The organism is Streptomyces sp. NPDC018000 (assembly GCF_044328025.1).
GTDB lineage: Bacteria > Actinomycetota > Actinomycetes > Streptomycetales > Streptomycetaceae > Streptomyces.
In genome coordinates this window covers 670,732-686,321 of the sequence record NZ_JBIRGM010000002.1, presented here as the reverse complement: position 1 = coordinate 686,321, position 15,590 = coordinate 670,732, and the positions used below count along the sequence as shown (strand labels likewise).

The window sequence follows — 15,590 nt, the reverse complement described above, 5'->3', positions numbered from 1 at the left end:
CTACCCCACCGCGGCGTACCTCTCGTGCAGTTCGTCGTCGTCCAGCCCGATCGCCACGGGCAGGATGCCCGCGGACTGCTCGTACTCGCTGCGCGCGGTCTCCAGTAGTCGGCGCCAGGACGTGACGGTGGGTCGCCTGCGCAGCAGTGCGCGGCGCTCCCGCTCCGTCATGCCGCCCCACACGCCGAATTCGACGCGATTGTCCAGCGCATCGGCCAGACACTCGGTCCGCACCGGACATCCGGTGCACACCGCCTTGGCCCTGTTCTGCGCTGCCCCTTGTACGAACAGTTCATCCGGATCGGTAGTGCGGCAGGCTGCCTGCGCACTCCAGTCGGTTACCCAGCCCATCACGGCGCCGTCCTCTCCCGAATCGAGGCTCCCCCACGGCGGTAGCGGCATATTCACCGCTGCCAGTTGAGGACGTTACGGAAGGCGGCGACAGCACAACACCCCCTTCGGGCCCAATCTTGGATGGCCCGAACGGACTATGCGTATACGGCAGATCACCCAGGGGAGTGAGGCGAGGACATACCTGAAAACCCCAGCAGAATCAGGACAGTTCGCCTGAATCACAACGGACATTCGATGGCAAAGAGGGTGAATTCGGGAGCGCCTGAACTCGTGGCCGAATCGTGCACAGGGGTTGATGCACAACGGGACTGCCGTGACAGTTGAGAGCAGCTTAGGCCAAGGCATATACGTGTGTCCGGCGAATGAGAACGTAGGCTGCCCCCATGCCAAAAAAGCGCTCGGGCGGGGGTCTCACGACGACCCAGCAGGCCGCCAAGTTCCTCGGTGTCGCCGCACTTTCCGGAGTTGTGCTTGCGGGCATCGCGCTGCCGGCCGCCGGAGCACTGGGTCTCGCCACAAAGGGGACGGTCGAGGGATTCGACGAGATCCCGGCCAATCTCCGGACTCCGCCGCTGAGTCAGCGCACCGAGATCCTGGACAGCAAGGGCGGATTGATCGCCTCGGTGTATTCGCGCGACCGCACAGTGGTCGAACTGAAGGACATCTCGCCGCACATGCAGAAGGCGATCGTGGCGATCGAGGACGCCCGTTTCTACGAGCACGGGGCAATCGACCTCAAGGGCATCCTGCGCGCGCTGAACCGCAATGTGCAGGATGGCGGGACCACGCAGGGCGCCTCGACCCTCACGCAGCAGTACGTGAAGAACGTCTTCGTCGAGCAGGCCGGCGACGACCCGGACAAGGTCGCACAGGCCACTCAACAGACCATGGGTCGCAAGATCCAGGAGATGAAGTACGCGATCCAGGTCGAGGAGAAGCTCGGCAAGAAGCGGATACTGGCGAACTACCTGAACATCACCTTCTTCGGACAGCAGGCGTACGGCGTCGAGGCCGCCTCCCAGCGCTACTTCTCCAAGTCGGCGAAGGACCTGACGCTGGAGGAGGCCGCGCTGCTGGCCGGCCTCGTGCAGTCGCCGAGCCGCTACGACCCGGTCAACGACCCCACCGAGGCGACCAAGCGTCGCAACACGGTGCTCCAGCGCATGGCCGACGTCGGTGACATCTCGCAGGCCGAGGCCGACAAGGCGAAGGCGAACCCGATCAAGCTGAAGGTCCAGAAGCCGAAGAACGGCTGCATCACGGCCGTCAGCGGCGCCGGCTTCTTCTGTGACTACGTACGTCACGTCTTCCTCACCGACCCGGTCTTCGGCAAGACCAAGGAGGACCGGGCCAAGCTCTGGAACCGGGGTGGTCTGACGGTCCGCACGACGCTCGACCCGCAGTCCCAGCAGTCGGTGCAGAACTCGATCAAGGACCACGTCTACAAGTCGGACAAGGTCGCGACCGCCGTGACGCTGGTCCAGCCGGGTACCGGCAAGATCATGGGAATGGGCCAGTCCAAGCCGTACGGTTTCGGGCCCGACGAGACCCAGTACAACTACTCGGTCGACAAGAGCATGGGCGGCTCGAACTACGGCTTCCCGACCGGTTCGACGTTCAAGCCGTTCCTCGCCGCAGCGGCCATAGAGGGCGGCAAGCCGGCCACGCAGACCTACCCCTCCCCGTACGAGATGGACTACCCGGACACTGTGCAGTCCTGCGGGAAGCCGTGGGTCAACGACGGCGTGCCGAAATATCACCTGGAGAACGAGAACGAGTCCGAGAGGGGGCCGTACGCGCTGAAGCAGGCGATGGAGAAGTCCGTCAACACCTACTTCGTGCAGATGCTCGAGGACATCGGCATGTGTCCGGTTTCGCAGATGACCGACAAGCTGGGCATAGTGCAGGGCGACGGCACCAAACTGCCGCAGAACCCGTCCACACTGACCCTCGGTTCCAACGGCCTGTCGCCGCTGACGATGGCCAGCGCCTACGCCGCCTTCGCCAACCGCGGTACATACTGCACACCGATCGCCATCGAGTCGGTCAAAACGGCGGGCGGCACCTCGCTCCCCGTACCGAAGACCACCTGTTCGCAGGCGATGTCGCAACCGACGGCGGACACCATCAACACCCTGCTGCGCGGCGTCGTCGACTCCGGTACGGGCCAGCAGGCCGGCCTCCAGAGTCGCGACAACGCGGGCAAGACCGGTACGACCGACGCCCGTAAGAACGCCTGGTTCGTCGGCTACACGCCGAACATGTCCGGCGCCGTCTGGGTCGGCAGCCCGAGCCAGAGCGTCGAGATGGTGAATATCACCATCGGTGGCGTGTACCAGGCCAAGGTGTTCGGCGGACAGGTCCCCGGACCGATCTGGCGCGACGCGATGACGGGCGCGCTCGATGGAGTGGCCGCTCCCGCCTTCAGCGCTGTCGACATCCCTGACGCGCCGGAGCGCAACGATCGCGAGGGCTATGGGTGGCCCGGTCACGGGGGCGAGAGGCCCGGCGCCAACAACGCGCCGAACCAGACCGGCGGGAACACCGGCGACCGCGGAGGGCAGACCAACGGCGGTGGGCAGGGTCCCTGACCCGTACGGTTCACGCACATGAAGATGGGGCGCCCCGGATCGATCCCGATCCGGGGCGCCCCATTCCGCGCATCGCTGTGCGTATGTCGCGCTGCCTCAGCCTGCCAGGAGCTTCTTCACCGCCGCGGCCACGCGGCCGCCGTCCGCGCGCCCCGCGACCCTTGGGTTCACGATCTTCATGACGGCACCCATCGCCCGCGGTCCCTCGGCCCCGGCGGCCTTCGCCTCCTCGACAGCGGACGCCACGATCGCAACCAGCTCGTCATCGCTCAGCTGCTTCGGAAGGTATGCGTCGAGCAGCTCACCCTCCGCCTTCTCACGCTCGGCCTGCTCGGTCCGGCCGCCCTGAGCGAATGCCTCGGCCGCCTCGCGGCGCTTCTTCGCCTCCCTGGCGATCACCTTCTGCACCTCGTCGTCGGAGAGTTCGCGCGCCGTCTTGCCGCTGACCTCCTCCTTCGTGATGGCAGTGAGGGTCAGCCGGAGCGTGGACGAGGTCAGCTCGTCACGCGCCTTCATAGCCGTGGTGAGGTCTTCCTTGAGCTTGGACTTGAGCGTGGTCATGTGCTGATTGTGGCAGGTACGGGGCGCCCACCGCCCGCAGGTTTTCTTCCCGCCGCACCGTGTCTGCGACGATAGGCGCATGCGCGCACGCTACGGAGTACCCCTGAAAGTCACGGCAGTCGGCGCAGCGGTCGGCGCTGTCGGCCTCGCCTACGCCGCCGGATTCGAGGCCCGCTCGTTCCGCCTGCGACGGGTAACCATCCCCGTACTCCCGTACGGGGCACGACCGTTGCGCGTACTCCAGGTTTCCGACATCCACATGGTGAGCGGCCAGCGCAAGAAGCGCACCTGGCTGCAGTCGCTGGCCGGTCTGCGCCCGGACTTCGTCGTGAACACCGGCGACAACCTCTCGGACCCCGAGGCCGTACCCGAGCTGCTCGACGCACTCGGTCCGCTGATGCAGTTCCCGGGTGTGTACGTCTTCGGCTCCAACGACTACTACGGCCCCAAGCTGCGCAACCCTGCCCGCTACCTCTTCGAGAAAGCCCAGGGCAAGCACGGCCTCAACGGGAACGCTCCGGCGGTCGGCGTGGTCCACAACCCGTGGGAGCCGATGCGCGACGCCTTCGACGAGGCGGGCTGGCTGGGCCTGTCCAACACCCGCGGCCACCTCAAGATCGACGGCCTGGAGATCGCCTTCACCGGCCTGGACGATCCGCACATCAAACGCGACCGCTACGCGGAGGTGGCAGGCGGCCCCGAGACGGGCGCCGACCTCTCCATCGGCGTGGTCCACGCCCCCTACCTGCGCTCGCTGGACGCCTTCACAGCAGAGGGCTACCCCCTGATCCTGGCCGGCCACACCCATGGCGGCCAGCTCTGCATCCCCTTCTACGGCGCCCTGGTCACCAACTGCGACCTGGACACGGACCGGGTCAAAGGCCTCTCCACCCACTCCGTCGAGGACCACCGCGCCTACCTCCACGTCTCCGCGGGCTGCGGCACCAACCGCTACACCCCGGTCCGCTTCGCCTGCCCGCCCGAGGCCACCCTGCTGACGCTGACGCCCCGGGACTGAGCACCCACGGCCCCCTCGCGCTCAGCGGCACATGAGGATTTCGTCTGCGGGCGCGAGTGGGCTAAAGTAATCGATGTCGCCGGGACATAGGCGGCGATCGGGGTGTAGCGCAGCTTGGCAGCGCGCTTCGTTCGGGACGAAGAGGTCGTGGGTTCAAATCCCGCCACCCCGACAGCTGAAACACCAGGTCAAGGGCCTGATCCGCATCGCGGGTCAGGCCCTTCCTGCGTCTCCGGTGATCGTTTGGGAGAAATCTGGGAGAAGATCTTGGTCGGGGTCTCCCAGCCCTCGCCGCCCCCGACACCATCCGCGCTATCGCCATAGGCACCTCAGCGCTACACGTTCGCGAACTCTGATTACCGGAGCCGCTGGGGGTCAAAGGCCGACAACTGTTGCCAATAGGGCAGCCATGGCGATACCGGCCATCACCCCGCTTCCCAACCCTTCCTTGCGCCAGACGCTGTATGCCGTCGCTCCCGAGACCGCGATGATCAACAGCCAGCGCGCCGGCAGGAGGCTGTCTGCCTCGTTGCCATCGATGTTCATCAGAGCCTCGCATGCACTCGTAGGGGTTCTGGTTCTCGCGGCCGGCCCGCATCTCCAGCTTCGCCATGGAACAGTGGCCGAGCCAGCTTTCGAGGGGTGTCACGAACCTGGGGAAGGTGTCACGTGGCAGAGCGCGAGGATCCGAGGGGCCCGGAGGACCGGCTGTACGACGTGCTGCTTGACGCCGCCTCTGAGACGACATCAGTCCGACTGAAAGGCGGAACGGAAGCCCGCTTCGAATCCGACCGAGCCGTAATCAGCTACAGCGACGTATACGGCGCTCCGTATGTCGCAACTGCGCGCGTGGCAGGAGGCAGACCTGTCCTCACTCATCTCGCAGCAGGTTCACCTGATCCAAACGCCGCCGCCCTGAGTCCTGCGAGGCTGCAGCGAGCAGCCGTCGTAATCTCAGAGCACCTCGCCGAGGTGTACAGGGTGGGCTGGGAACAGCGCGGGAAGCAGCTGGCGGCATGTGTCTTCCGTCGGCTCGGCGATGCGGGTCAAGGCGTCGCCGAAGAGGACTGCCTCCATGCCGCGGTTGTGTACAGCATCGCCCTGCTCTTCGGTCAGGATCCGATCCCCGCCGTCAGGGAGCACTTCGGGATCTCCGAGTCCACCGCGAGACGTCGTATCCGGGTGGCCAGAGACGACCTCCACCTACTCAAGCCGTACTCCGAGCTAGTGAAGGGCAGCATCCCCGACGAGGCCGACGACATCCCATGGCTCGATCCGGATGACCCCCAATTCCTCGCCCACATCACCAAGTTGGACGAGGAGATGAAGCTCATCTTCGCACCGGGTCTCTACTCGATCATCAGGAGCACCATGTTCTTCGAGATGCTCATGCTGGTGATCGATGGGGACGGTGAGGGCCAGGAGGCTTCGGAGGAAGCTCGTGCTGCAGCACGAGCCCTCTTCGATGCCATGACTCTGCCCTAGGCGGTTATCGAAGGCGGCCCCCTTCCCACACGGCTGACGCCCGGCGTAGTCGCCGGGCGTCAGGCTGGGTGGATTCAGTTGTGTGCACGGGCCTGGAGCAGCCTGTTCAGCACAGCCACAGGCGAGCACGGGCACATCGCAAGGCGAGCATCCAGCGCGGCTTCCCATTGCTCGGTGAGGCCGGCCATGAGGCGTTTACGCATGCCGGACGTGACGTGGGCGTAGCGCGCGGAGACCGAGCCGTCGACGTGGCCCATGCGGTCGTCCATGAGCACCTTCTCGGTGCCGAGGTCCTCCATCATCGTCCGGTGCGTGTGACGGAGACCATGGGGCGTGAGGCCCTTGGCGATCGGGAGCCAGCAGGCGTCCGCCCGAGCAGCAGCTCCTCGACCTCGGGCCGGGACGCCGGGCCACGGCTCGCCGAGGATCGGCACCGGGCGGGCCTCCTGGGGTGCCTTCTTCGGGTACCAGCCGGAGACCGCCGGGGTGAACAGCCAGGTGGCGAAGCCGTTTCGGCGCCAGTGGGCCGCGTGCTCCGACATGGTGCCGCCTCGTATGAACCCGAGCTCTGTGATGGCGAGTTCGACGCGAATGCGGGTGTCCTCGCGTACGCGGTCGGGGTGGTTGAGGACGTTCGAGACCGTGCCGGTGGAGACTCCGGCGCGGCGTGCGACGTCGACGAGCTTGGCGCCCTGGTGTCCACCGGTGCGCGCCGTTCCCTGGCCTCGGAAGACGTACGTCCTGCCGTGGCAGGGGCAGGAGGTCGGCTTCGTACGGGCGATGTGGTTGAAGACCAGGGCCGACAGCCAGTCCGTCGAGTCGATGTCGCGGTAGCTGTCGTCCTTGGGCGGGCAGCGCACCAGCTCGCCGGTGTCCAGCTCGTACAGCTGCCACTCGACGCGGAACGCGCCAGGCCGGACAAACTCCGTTTCCAGGCCGACGATTTCGCCCCACCGTTTGCCGGTGTAACCCTTGAGGACCGTGGCGACGAACTCGTCGTCGCGGCCGGAGAGCAGGGCCGCCCGCTCGGCAGTGAGCAGGATGCCGAGCGCGTCGGTGACGACCTTCTCCGGGCCCCGGTCACGGGAGCGGCCGGCGCGCTTGCCCCGTCCGCGCCGCCTGGCCGCCGGGTTCGACGTGATCAGGCCCTCGTCGATCGCGTCCTCGAAGATCAGGTGCAGCGTCGCGCGCCAGGTCTTGACGCTGGAGGCCGCGTACGCAGCCCGCTCCTTCTTCTCCCACAGCTCGACGTCCGTACGCAGGACGCCCGCGAGCGCCTTGTCCTCGAAGTCGGGGAGCAGGTGCTCCTCGATGTGGCGTTTGTAGTTCTGCATCGTCGAGGCGGCCAGGTCCTGGGCGGCGTACCAGCGGCTCGCGTACTCGCCGAAGGTTTCCTGGCCGAGGCCCGGATCGCGCCACTGGCCACGGCGAACGGTCACCTCTTCGGCGTCTGCGGCCTGCTTGGCCTCGCGCTTGGTGGCGAACTTGACCACGGCGCCCGTGGAATCGGCGACGGTGCCGTACTTACCGTCCTTGATCTTGTAACGGCCACGCCAGTAGCCGCTGCGCTTCTCTGCGTACCCCACAGATTTCCCTCCCTTCTGGCGTGTGGGGTGCGTTAAGCAGCGGTTCCGTACTGGGACTTGGCCATCCGGCGCGGCGGCCGGGCCTGGAGCCGGACGGTGGGCACAGCCGCATCAGGCCGGTGCCGAGTGGGAGGCTTGCGCGTCGGCGCAGCAGCGACGCCAGGGCGCTGCGCATTCACGGCTGGGCGCTCTTCGTGCATGCGGATGATCTCCGCGAGGTGCTCGTCCGAGAAGCGGTAAGCACGGCCGACGCGGGTGAACGGGATGAGCCGACGGCGAGCTCGGTCCTTGACCCACCAAGCGGAGCAGCCGAGTACGGCGGCGACTTCCTCGGGGACGTAGAGGCGCGGCAGGCCGGCCTCGGCGGGCGAAGTCGGTTCGGAGGCAGGGGTTATCGCGGGTTGACGCAAGGGGTGGGTCCTCTTCTGGCGGGTCCAGGGCGCGGCAACGCCGACCCGCCGGTCGATCGCTAGGGATGTGGGTGAGGTGCCCGGCCTGGGGGTTTGCGGGTCCAGGTCGGGAGGGAGTGCCGGAAGCTATGCCTCGTCGGTGGGGCGACCGTCGCGGTCACCGGGCGGAGGGCCATGCATCTTCAGCATGGTCTTGCTGGCCTCCTCCGCGATGGCGCTCTGGACCATGAGGTCGGCTTCCTCGCGGATGTCGGGGTGCTCGGCGAGGTAGGTATCGAGCGCGTCGCGTGCCTCCGTGAAGGCCATGTTGGCTTTCTGGGTCGCACGGAACGCGTCCACGACCTCGTCGATGAGCTCCATGGCACGGGCCTTGGCCGCCAGCTGCGGTGGGCCGACGAGGTTGCGCAGGTCGATGCCGAAGACCTCGGCGAAGCCGATGGCGTCGTCGAGGTTGATGCGGCGCTTCCCGTTCTCGATCCGCCAGACCGCGGACGGGTTCATCTCGAAGCCGGCCTCGTTGAGCCGGTCGGACAGGGCATTGGTGCTCCAGCCGCGCGCCTCGCGCTCCACCCTGATGCGGGTTGCGACGTTCGCCTCGCCGCTGAGCAGGACGCCCTCGGACGGTTCTTCCTCCGCCACCGGCACCTCCTTCCGTTCGTAGCGATGTACTGCGATTTGCAGCACAATCTCAACAGTAACACCTCACTGCGAGATGCAAAAGACTTCTGCGATCCGCAATTCATGTGGCATAGTGGTGGCATCCCCACCCCACCGACCTCAGGAGTCCGCACGCCCGCACGTCACATGAAAGAAGCCCCCGGCGATGCCGGGGGCTCAAGCGCAAACCTCTCAACCGCCATCCCTAGCGATCAACCTGCGGAGTCCGGGATTGCCGTCCCATATGGCCCGCAAGCAGAGGAGCTGATGCCCAGTATGACCGATGCCCAGCCGAATACGCCATCCCTTCCCGACGGCTCCGGCACGTCGTGGCCCCCAGTCGCCGCCCCCGGCCAGTCGTCCGGCGCCGCTGTGCCTTCGGCAGAGGAGGGCCACGATGACGCCGCCTCGTCAACACCGCTGCCCGAGGGGACCCAGATCCTGGACGACCTGCGGGCGCAGCTCAAGCGGTATGTGGCGATGCCGAACGAGGAGGCCGTCACGGCGGTGGCGCTGTGGATCGCGGCGACGCATCTGCAGCGCGCGTGGCAGCACGCACCTCGCCTGGCGATCGTCGCTCCGGAGAAGCGGTGCGGTAAATCGAGGCTGCTGGATGTGGTGACCGAGACGGTGCACAACCGTCTGATCACGGTCAACGCCAGCGCGGCGGCGATCTTCCGGTCGATCGACGGGGACGACCCGCCCACCCTCCTGGTCGACGAGGCCGACACGCTCTTCAGCAGCCCCAGGGCCGCGGAGAAGAACGAGGAGGTGCGCGGGCTGATCAATGCCGGGCACCAGCGCGGCCGGCCGACGCTGCGAGTGTCCGGGCCCGAGCACCAGGTGCAGGAGTTCCCCACCTTCGCCATGGCCGCGCTCGCCGGGATCGGCGACCTGCCCGACACGATCCAGGACCGGGCGGTGGTCATCCGCATGCGCCGCCGCGCGGCGGGCGAGAAGGTGGCATCCTTCCGCACCGGCCGGGACACCCCCGCCCTGAACGCGATCCGCGACCGCCTCCACGCCTGGCTCCAGCCGCTGTACGCGCAGGCCATGGAGATGGAGCCGCCCATGCCGGTCGAGGACCGCGCGGCGGACACCTGGGAACCGCTGGTCATCATCGCCGACCTCGCCGGAGGCGACTGGCCCGCGCTCGCCCGCACCGCCTGCCGCACCATGACCGACTACGAGGCCGGTCAGGACGAGGAGGGCGGCCTGCGCACCCGTCTCCTCGTCGGCATTCGCCGCGCCTTCGCCGCTGTGGGCGATCCGGCCGTGCTCAGCACGAAGCACTTGCTGGAGTCCCTGAACGCGGACAGGGAAGCACCGTGGGCGGAATACGGCGCCAACGGGCTGACCCCGCGCGGACTGCAGCTGCTCCTGAAGCCTTACGGCATCGGCTCGGCCAACCGCCGCTTCCCCGACAGCACCCAGGCCAAGGGCTTCGCGCGCAACCAATTCCTCGACACCTGGGCGCGCTACTGCCCCGAGCCGAAGGCGGCAGACGAGCCGCAGCCCGGCCCCGCAGCCTGACTCGACTCCACTCGCATCACTCGTCCCTGCGCAGGTCAGCGCAGGGACGAGTGAACAGCCCGCAACGAGTCGTCTCGACATCACCACGCCACTCGTACCTGTGCTGACCAGGCACGCAACGAGTGGTACGAGTCCCAGCACCTCGCAGCCACAGCGCCGTGCCCCGCCGCCCTGGCTGCTCGTAGGTGCCCCCAACCACCGGAGGTCTCCCCTGCCCCCGCACGAATCCGCCGTGCCCGAATCCGACGTGCCCAAGACCGGCGCCATCCGCTTCGGCATCGCGCTGCTGGGCGCCATCGGCTTCGTTCTGTCCTACGACGCCCTGCGGCAGATGGCCGTCGCCGCCCACATCCGCCCGCTCTTCGCCATCGGCTTTCCCCTCGTCATCGACGGATTCATCGCCATCGGCATCGGGACCCTGCTCTTGGTACGCACCGCGTCGAAGGCTGCCCGCCTGTACGTGTGGATCCTCGTCATCCTGGCCACCGCGCTCAGCATCTGGGCCAATGCGCTCCACGCCGTACGCCTCAACCAGCAGGCCCTGGGTAGCGGCCTGCAGCTCGGCGACTGGACCGTAGCCGTGCTCTCCGCGCTCCCGCCGCTCGCGCTGGCCGGCGCGGTGCACTTCTACCAGATCATCCAGCGTGACCTCGCGCTGGCTGCCGATCGGGAAGACACCGATCCGGTTGCCGGCGGCGCCACCTGGGACGTCCAGCTGCCTACGCAGTTCAAGGTGGCGGGCGTCCCGGCAGACGTGGCGGAAGACGCTGCCGATGTGGCGGATTCCTCCGCCGCTTCCCCTGTGTCCGACGAAGAGGAGGTGGACGCCGTCGATCCCGAACTACTCGCTGTCGCCCGGCGTGCGCCTCGAGGGCGCGGAGGCAAAGCCTCACGCCGCCACATCGAGGAAACGGTTCGGAGCACCGGGCGCACAATCGGCAAGGACGAGGCTGAGCGCGTCAAGGACGCGCTACAGACCGAACTCGACGAAGCCGCAGCATCCGAACCGAGCGAGACCTCGCTTGCGGCGATCGCTTCCTGACCACCGGCCGCTGCCAACCGCGTCCCGCATCTCTCGTCCCCGCGCACGTCAGCGCGGGGACGAGTCCCCCTTCGGCGACGAGTCGACCCGACATCACCGCACTCCCCGATCCACACCCCACCGAGTAGGTCACCATGCCCGCACCACAGCACGAACTGCCCACCATGCAACAGGAGATGACCACAACCACAGCAACCACCACCGCGTCAGCAAGGTATGCCGCTGGACCGTCCAAGGACCGGTCCCACGGGGAAGCCTCCGCCCCGGGGGTGGCGGAGGCGGTCGGGCACCAGGGGGTGCCCGATCCGGAGAAGCCCACCGATACCCAGCCGCCGTTGCCGCGTGCCGCCGACGAAGCAGCCTTCCACCGTGTCGCCCGCCGCCGCGCCCGCGACACCCAGCAGCGCAAGCAACGCGTCGACGCCCGCTACAGCACCACCGAGAAGACCAGGATCGTTGCCAAGGCCCGCTCTCTGAACATCTCCGGCGCCCACCTCGTCGCCACCGCCGTCATGGCCTACATCGACGGCGACCTCACTCTGGCCGGCCAACGCTCCGCCGTCGACGACTACATCGACGAGCTGAACGCCCTGCGCCAGCAGGTCGCCAAGATCGGCCACAACGTCAACCAGATCGCCCGAAAGCTCAACTCCGGCGGCCAGCCCCACTCCGGGGACAGCGACTTGCTGGCCCAGACCGATCGCACCCTGGACGCCGTCGGCACGGCCGTACGCCACATCGGGCACGCCGCGAACCAGGCCGTCACCAACAAGGCGGCCCGATGATCGCGAAGATCAGCAGCGGCAAGAGCACCGCCGGCCTCATCCGCTACCTGTACGACACCAAGAAGGCCAAAGACCACACCGACCCCCACCTGGTCGCCTCCTGGGACAGTTTCGCCCCCGACCCCGGCCGCACCGACGACTTCGATGCAGCCAAGAAGCAGCTCGTCGCCGACCTCGACCTGCACGTCAAACAGGCGAGGCGGCTCGGCCGCGCCCCCGAACAACACGTGTGGCACTGTTCGATCCGCGCCGCCGAGACCGACCGCCTCCTCAGCGACGACGACTGGGCCGACATTGCCCGCCGCATCGTCACCGCCACCGGCATCGCCCCCACGGACGACCCCGACGCCTGCCGCTGGGTCGCCGTCCGCCACGCCCCCGACCACATCCACATCGCCGCCACCAAAGTCCGAGCCGACCTGCGCACCGCCCGCCACTGGAACGACTACCTCACAGCCGACCGCGAACTCGCCACCATCGAGAGGGAGTACGGGCTGCACCAGGTCGTGCGCGGCGACCGCACCGCCGCGAAGCGGCCCACCCGCGCCGAACAAGAGAAGGCCACGCGCTCCGGCCAGACCCGCACAGCCCGCGAGCGCCTTCGGACCATGGTGCGCACCGCCACAGCAGCCGCCACCAGCACCGAAGAGTTTCTCCACCTGCTCCAACACACCGACAGCGTCCTCGTCGACATCAAGCACTTCCCCTCCGGCGACGTACGCGGCTACACGGTCGCCCTCGCCGACGACACCAATCAGAACGGCGAACCGGTCTGGTACTCCGGCTCCACGCTCGCCCCGGACCTGTCGCTGCCCCAGATCCGCCGACGCCTCGACGCCACCGACCAGCAGCAGCCGGAGCCACGCAGGACCAGCCCCTGGCACCAGGCGACCGCCGCCACAGAGCGCATACCCCACCACCTGGAACACCAGGACGATCCCGCCGCGCAGGCACACCTGGCAGCCTTCGGCGAAGCCCTCGATGCCCTGCCACTCCTCGCACCCCAGGGTGTTCGGTTCCCGCTCCGTCGGGCTGCCGAGGAGTTCGAGCGAGCCACCCGCTCCCGCATCCAGGCCGATCACCAGCACGCCCGTGCCCTGCGCGGCGCCGTGCGGGCCATGGTCCGCGAGCCCGTCCCCAGGAACGGCGCTCTGCTGGCGATGTTCCTCGACACCGCGATCCTCGCCGTCATCGCCGCCGCCCGCTGGCATCAGCGCCGCCACCACGACCAGCAGGTAGCCGCCGCCCACCGAACCCTGCTCCACCTCCAAACTGCCTACGACCAGACGGCACCCCAGCCCCTAGCCGCGCTTGCCCAGAGGCGCCCTCCCCAGCACGTGGTGGAGCGGCACATCCTCCTCATCCATCAGGCCATACCCGAGTACGCAGAACAGATCCTGGAGGACCCGGCATTTGACGCGCTCGCTGCCGTGCTCGCGGACGCCAAGACGTCAGGGCATGACCCCAAGCAGCTACTGCAGCAGGCCGCCGACCAGCGTGCGCTGCACGATGCCCGCCACCCCGTGCGGGTCCTGACCTGGCGCGTCCAACGCCTCAGCGCAAGGCCGGCACCCAGCGCCCGCGCCCGTGCGGCACAGGCCCGGAGCACGACATACCGGCCTGGCGAGTCCGTACCGACTGCGACCGCTGCAGCGGTTTCGCCGCCGCAGCCCTCAAGGTCTCGACGGCGCTGATCAAGGCCGCGCGGGCAGCTTGGGCGTGAGCAGCTCCAGGGCCTCCGCCCAGCGGAAGCGGTCGGCCCCACCACCGGCCTTCGGCCTGTGGGGCTCGTACGAGCCGATCAGGACGCCCATCTCACGGAGCATGTCGAGGCTGCGTGCGTACGCGGGGTGGGCGGCCTGGGCCGCGTTCAGGTACGGGAGCGCGGCGATCGGGATGCCCATGCCGTACGCCTCGCACAGGATGCCCAGCGCGAGGGTGTCGGAGATGCCGCCCGCCCACTTGTTGATCGTGTTGAACGTCGCCGGGGCCACGGCGATGGCGTCGGCAGGCGGAAGAGGCCGCGGATCGCCGGGCCGGCGCCAGGCCGAGCGGATCGGGTAGCCGGTCTGCGCCTCGACCGCCCCGGTGTCTATGAAGCCGAGGCCCTGCGGGGTGGCGACGACGCCCACGTCCCAGTTCGCCTCCTGGGCGGTGGTGATCAGCTTGCCGACGTCACCGGCGATGCCGGACGCGCACACGACGACGTACAGGAAGGGCTTCTTGGCCTGCGGCTCGGGCTGATCACTCACGCGGGGACTCCCAGTTGACGGCCGAAGCGGTGCAGTTCAGGCAGCGTACGACGACGGTCCCGGGCAGCCATGTCGGCGACCAGCTCACGGACTGCCGGGCGGCGGATGTCCTGGGCCGCGCAGCTCTCGGCGATGCGCAGGGCCTGGTAGCCGTCGGTGAGGCGGCCCTGCTGGTTGTAGGCGCGGGCCGCCTCGACCCACAGGGCGGCTCGGCGCTCGGGCACGGGGATGTGGCGGCGCATGAGCGGCCGGGCCGTGTCGAGGGCGACGCCCGCGTCACCGAACGCGACCGCCGCGCTGAGCCCGTGCAGGGCGACGTTGGTCGGGCTGAAGTTGGCCCAGGCGTCAGGGCTGTCGAGCGCGACGAAACGGGCGACCTCCTTCGCCTCGGTGAGGAAGTCCTGGGTGGCGGAGCGGTCGCCACCGCTGCTGGCGGCGGTGACCCCGCGCAGAAGCAGCAGGCCGAGCGCGGCGAGGTACTTCGGGGAGCGGCGGTCGTACGAGCCCGTGAGCTGGTCGGCGGTGTGGCGGACGAGCGTGACGGCCTGCGCGGTGTGGCTGTCACGGGCCAGCGCATGGGCATGGACACGGACGCTGGAAGCGAGGACGACGGGATCGCCGGAGCGTTCGGCCTCGGCCATGGCGCGTCCGACCGCGAGCCAGGCGTTGCCCTGGTCGCTCTGTTTGAGCAGCAGGCTCGCCGAGGTCTGGAACGTCGTGGCGAGGAGACCGGACAGCTCGGTCGAGCCGGGGTTGTCGCTGATGGCCTGGCGCAGCTGTCCGATCAGGACCGGCAGGGTGCTTTCCAGTCGCCGGTAGTCGCAGGTGCAGAACAGACGCCGTACGCCCGCGACCTGATCCTTCAGGCTCTGGAGGTCCGGCACGGGTTCGGCCGGTGCCTGGGCTGTCCCGGGCAGCAGAGCCTGGACCAGGTCTTGGTTGACGGTGCTGGAAGCGGCCGGGGCTGCGAGTGCGGCGATGCCGGCGGCGAGAACGGTACGGCGGCGCATGTCTTCTGTCTCGGAGTCGGAAGAGGAAGGGCTGGTGTCCGGTACGGCGGCGAGGCCGAGGTCGTGCGGCGGAATCGCCAGTACCTGCGCAACCTCGCGCAGCATACGGACGTCGCCTGTACCCCTGCCGTTCTCCAGACGGCTCACCTTGGACTGGTGATAGCCCAGGGCGGAGGCGACGTCCGCCTGTGAGCGCCGTTGTAATACGCGCGCCCGACGGATCACTTCGCCGATCCGTCTCTCTTCGCTCTGCGCATCGGCCATCTGTGCCACGGCTCCTCCCGCCGTCGCTGATCCTGCCTGATC

15 protein-coding genes and 1 tRNA gene are annotated in these 15,590 nt (G+C 68.3%); 8 read left to right on the top strand and 8 right to left on the bottom strand.

Going from position 1 to position 15,590, the window contains the following annotated elements; all coding sequences use genetic code 11:
- Complete coding sequence (locus ACH4EW_RS07695) at window positions 1-351, bottom strand: WhiB family transcriptional regulator (RefSeq protein WP_187438703.1); 351 nt, start codon at window positions 349-351, stop codon at window positions 1-3.
- Window positions 352-737: 386 nt separating this feature from the next.
- Between ACH4EW_RS07695 and ACH4EW_RS07690 the strand changes: the two genes are divergently transcribed.
- Window positions 738-2,945, top strand: coding sequence for a transglycosylase domain-containing protein (locus tag ACH4EW_RS07690; protein ID WP_398252845.1), 2,208 nt, complete (start codon window positions 738-740; stop codon window positions 2,943-2,945).
- A gap of 96 nt (window positions 2,946-3,041) precedes the next feature.
- Here ACH4EW_RS07690 and ACH4EW_RS07685 read toward each other — a convergent pair whose 3' ends face one another.
- Complete coding sequence (locus tag ACH4EW_RS07685) at window positions 3,042-3,506, bottom strand: GatB/YqeY domain-containing protein (protein ID WP_398252842.1); 465 nt, start codon at window positions 3,504-3,506, stop codon at window positions 3,042-3,044.
- Between the two features lie 79 nt (window positions 3,507-3,585).
- Between ACH4EW_RS07685 and ACH4EW_RS07680 the strand changes: the two genes are divergently transcribed.
- On the top strand, window positions 3,586-4,524 hold the full coding sequence (locus tag ACH4EW_RS07680; RefSeq protein ID WP_398252839.1) for a metallophosphoesterase: 939 nt from the start codon (window positions 3,586-3,588) through the stop codon (window positions 4,522-4,524).
- Between the two features lie 98 nt (window positions 4,525-4,622).
- Window positions 4,623-4,696, top strand: a tRNA-Pro gene (locus tag ACH4EW_RS07675).
- A gap of 203 nt (window positions 4,697-4,899) precedes the next feature.
- Here the strand turns inward: ACH4EW_RS07675 and ACH4EW_RS07670 are convergent.
- A complete protein-coding gene (locus ACH4EW_RS07670) occupies window positions 4,900-5,070 on the bottom strand; it encodes a hypothetical protein (protein WP_398252836.1) in 171 nt (56 codons plus the stop codon).
- Between the two features lie 123 nt (window positions 5,071-5,193).
- Here ACH4EW_RS07670 and ACH4EW_RS07665 point away from each other — a divergent pair, with 123 nt between their 5' ends.
- Complete coding sequence (locus ACH4EW_RS07665; RefSeq protein ID WP_398252833.1) at window positions 5,194-6,009, top strand: hypothetical protein; 816 nt, start codon at window positions 5,194-5,196, stop codon at window positions 6,007-6,009.
- 74 nt (window positions 6,010-6,083) lie between these two features.
- Here the strand turns inward: ACH4EW_RS07665 and ACH4EW_RS07660 are convergent, their stop codons facing one another.
- The 3 genes from ACH4EW_RS07660 to ACH4EW_RS07650 form a co-directional block, all read right to left on the bottom strand.
- Window positions 6,084-7,595 carry a LacI family DNA-binding transcriptional regulator gene (locus tag ACH4EW_RS07660; protein WP_398252830.1) on the bottom strand — a complete coding sequence of 504 codons (1,512 nt, stop codon included), beginning with the start codon at window positions 7,593-7,595 and terminating at the stop codon, window positions 6,084-6,086.
- 32 nt (window positions 7,596-7,627) lie between these two features.
- A complete protein-coding gene (locus ACH4EW_RS07655; protein ID WP_398252828.1) occupies window positions 7,628-8,005 on the bottom strand; it encodes a helix-turn-helix domain-containing protein in 378 nt (125 codons plus the stop codon).
- A 126-nt stretch (window positions 8,006-8,131) separates the two neighbouring features.
- The gene (locus tag ACH4EW_RS07650) at window positions 8,132-8,644 is read right to left on the bottom strand and encodes a multiprotein-bridging factor 1 family protein (RefSeq protein WP_398252825.1); all 513 of its coding nucleotides are present in this window, start codon (window positions 8,642-8,644) and stop codon (window positions 8,132-8,134) included.
- 294 nt (window positions 8,645-8,938) lie between these two features.
- On the opposite strand from ACH4EW_RS07650, the gene ACH4EW_RS07645 reads away from it, so the two are divergent.
- From ACH4EW_RS07645 to ACH4EW_RS07630, 4 genes are all read left to right on the top strand, one after another.
- Window positions 8,939-10,195 (top strand): DUF3631 domain-containing protein, encoded by a 1,257-nt coding sequence (locus ACH4EW_RS07645; protein WP_398253335.1) that lies wholly within the window; start codon window positions 8,939-8,941, stop codon window positions 10,193-10,195.
- A gap of 232 nt (window positions 10,196-10,427) precedes the next feature.
- A complete protein-coding gene (locus ACH4EW_RS07640) occupies window positions 10,428-11,237 on the top strand; it encodes a DUF2637 domain-containing protein (protein WP_398252822.1) in 810 nt (269 codons plus the stop codon).
- 134 nt (window positions 11,238-11,371) lie between these two features.
- A complete protein-coding gene (locus tag ACH4EW_RS07635) occupies window positions 11,372-12,022 on the top strand; it encodes a MobC family plasmid mobilization relaxosome protein (protein ID WP_398252819.1) in 651 nt (216 codons plus the stop codon).
- The gene (locus ACH4EW_RS07630; protein WP_398252816.1) at window positions 12,019-13,716 is read left to right on the top strand and encodes a relaxase/mobilization nuclease domain-containing protein; all 1,698 of its coding nucleotides are present in this window, start codon (window positions 12,019-12,021) and stop codon (window positions 13,714-13,716) included. Before ACH4EW_RS07635 ends, ACH4EW_RS07630 begins: the two co-directional genes overlap by 4 nt.
- Here ACH4EW_RS07630 and ACH4EW_RS07625 read toward each other — a convergent pair whose 3' ends face one another.
- Entirely contained in the window at window positions 13,717-14,274 is a 558-nt protein-coding gene (locus ACH4EW_RS07625) for a flavoprotein (RefSeq protein ID WP_398252813.1), read from the bottom strand. It abuts the gene before it with no gap.
- A complete protein-coding gene (locus ACH4EW_RS07620) occupies window positions 14,271-15,548 on the bottom strand; it encodes a helix-turn-helix domain-containing protein (RefSeq protein ID WP_398252810.1) in 1,278 nt (425 codons plus the stop codon). The genes ACH4EW_RS07625 and ACH4EW_RS07620 overlap by 4 nt, the downstream gene beginning before the upstream one ends.
- Window positions 15,549-15,590: the final 42 nt, after the last annotated feature.

What these genes read in the sequence shown, in the direction of transcription:
- ACH4EW_RS07690 (WP_398252845.1), top strand. Translation starts at nt 738, where the DNA reads ATGCCAAAAAAGCGCTCGGGCGGGGGTCTCACGACGACCCAGCAGGCC.
- ACH4EW_RS07635 (WP_398252819.1), top strand. Translation starts at nt 11,372, where the DNA reads ATGCCCGCACCACAGCACGAACTGCCCACCATGCAACAGGAGATGACC.
- ACH4EW_RS07680 (WP_398252839.1), top strand. Translation starts at nt 3,586, where the DNA reads ATGCGCGCACGCTACGGAGTACCCCTGAAAGTCACGGCAGTCGGCGCA.
- ACH4EW_RS07645 (WP_398253335.1), top strand. Translation starts at nt 8,939, where the DNA reads ATGACCGATGCCCAGCCGAATACGCCATCCCTTCCCGACGGCTCCGGC.
- ACH4EW_RS07630 (WP_398252816.1), top strand. Translation starts at nt 12,019, where the DNA reads ATGATCGCGAAGATCAGCAGCGGCAAGAGCACCGCCGGCCTCATCCGC.
- ACH4EW_RS07685 (WP_398252842.1), bottom strand. Translation starts at nt 3,506, where the DNA reads ATGACCACGCTCAAGTCCAAGCTCAAGGAAGACCTCACCACGGCTATG.
- ACH4EW_RS07695 (WP_187438703.1), bottom strand. Translation starts at nt 351, where the DNA reads ATGGGCTGGGTAACCGACTGGAGTGCGCAGGCAGCCTGCCGCACTACC.
- ACH4EW_RS07620 (WP_398252810.1), bottom strand. Translation starts at nt 15,548, where the DNA reads ATGGCCGATGCGCAGAGCGAAGAGAGACGGATCGGCGAAGTGATCCGT.
- ACH4EW_RS07670 (WP_398252836.1), bottom strand. Translation starts at nt 5,070, where the DNA reads ATGAACATCGATGGCAACGAGGCAGACAGCCTCCTGCCGGCGCGCTGG.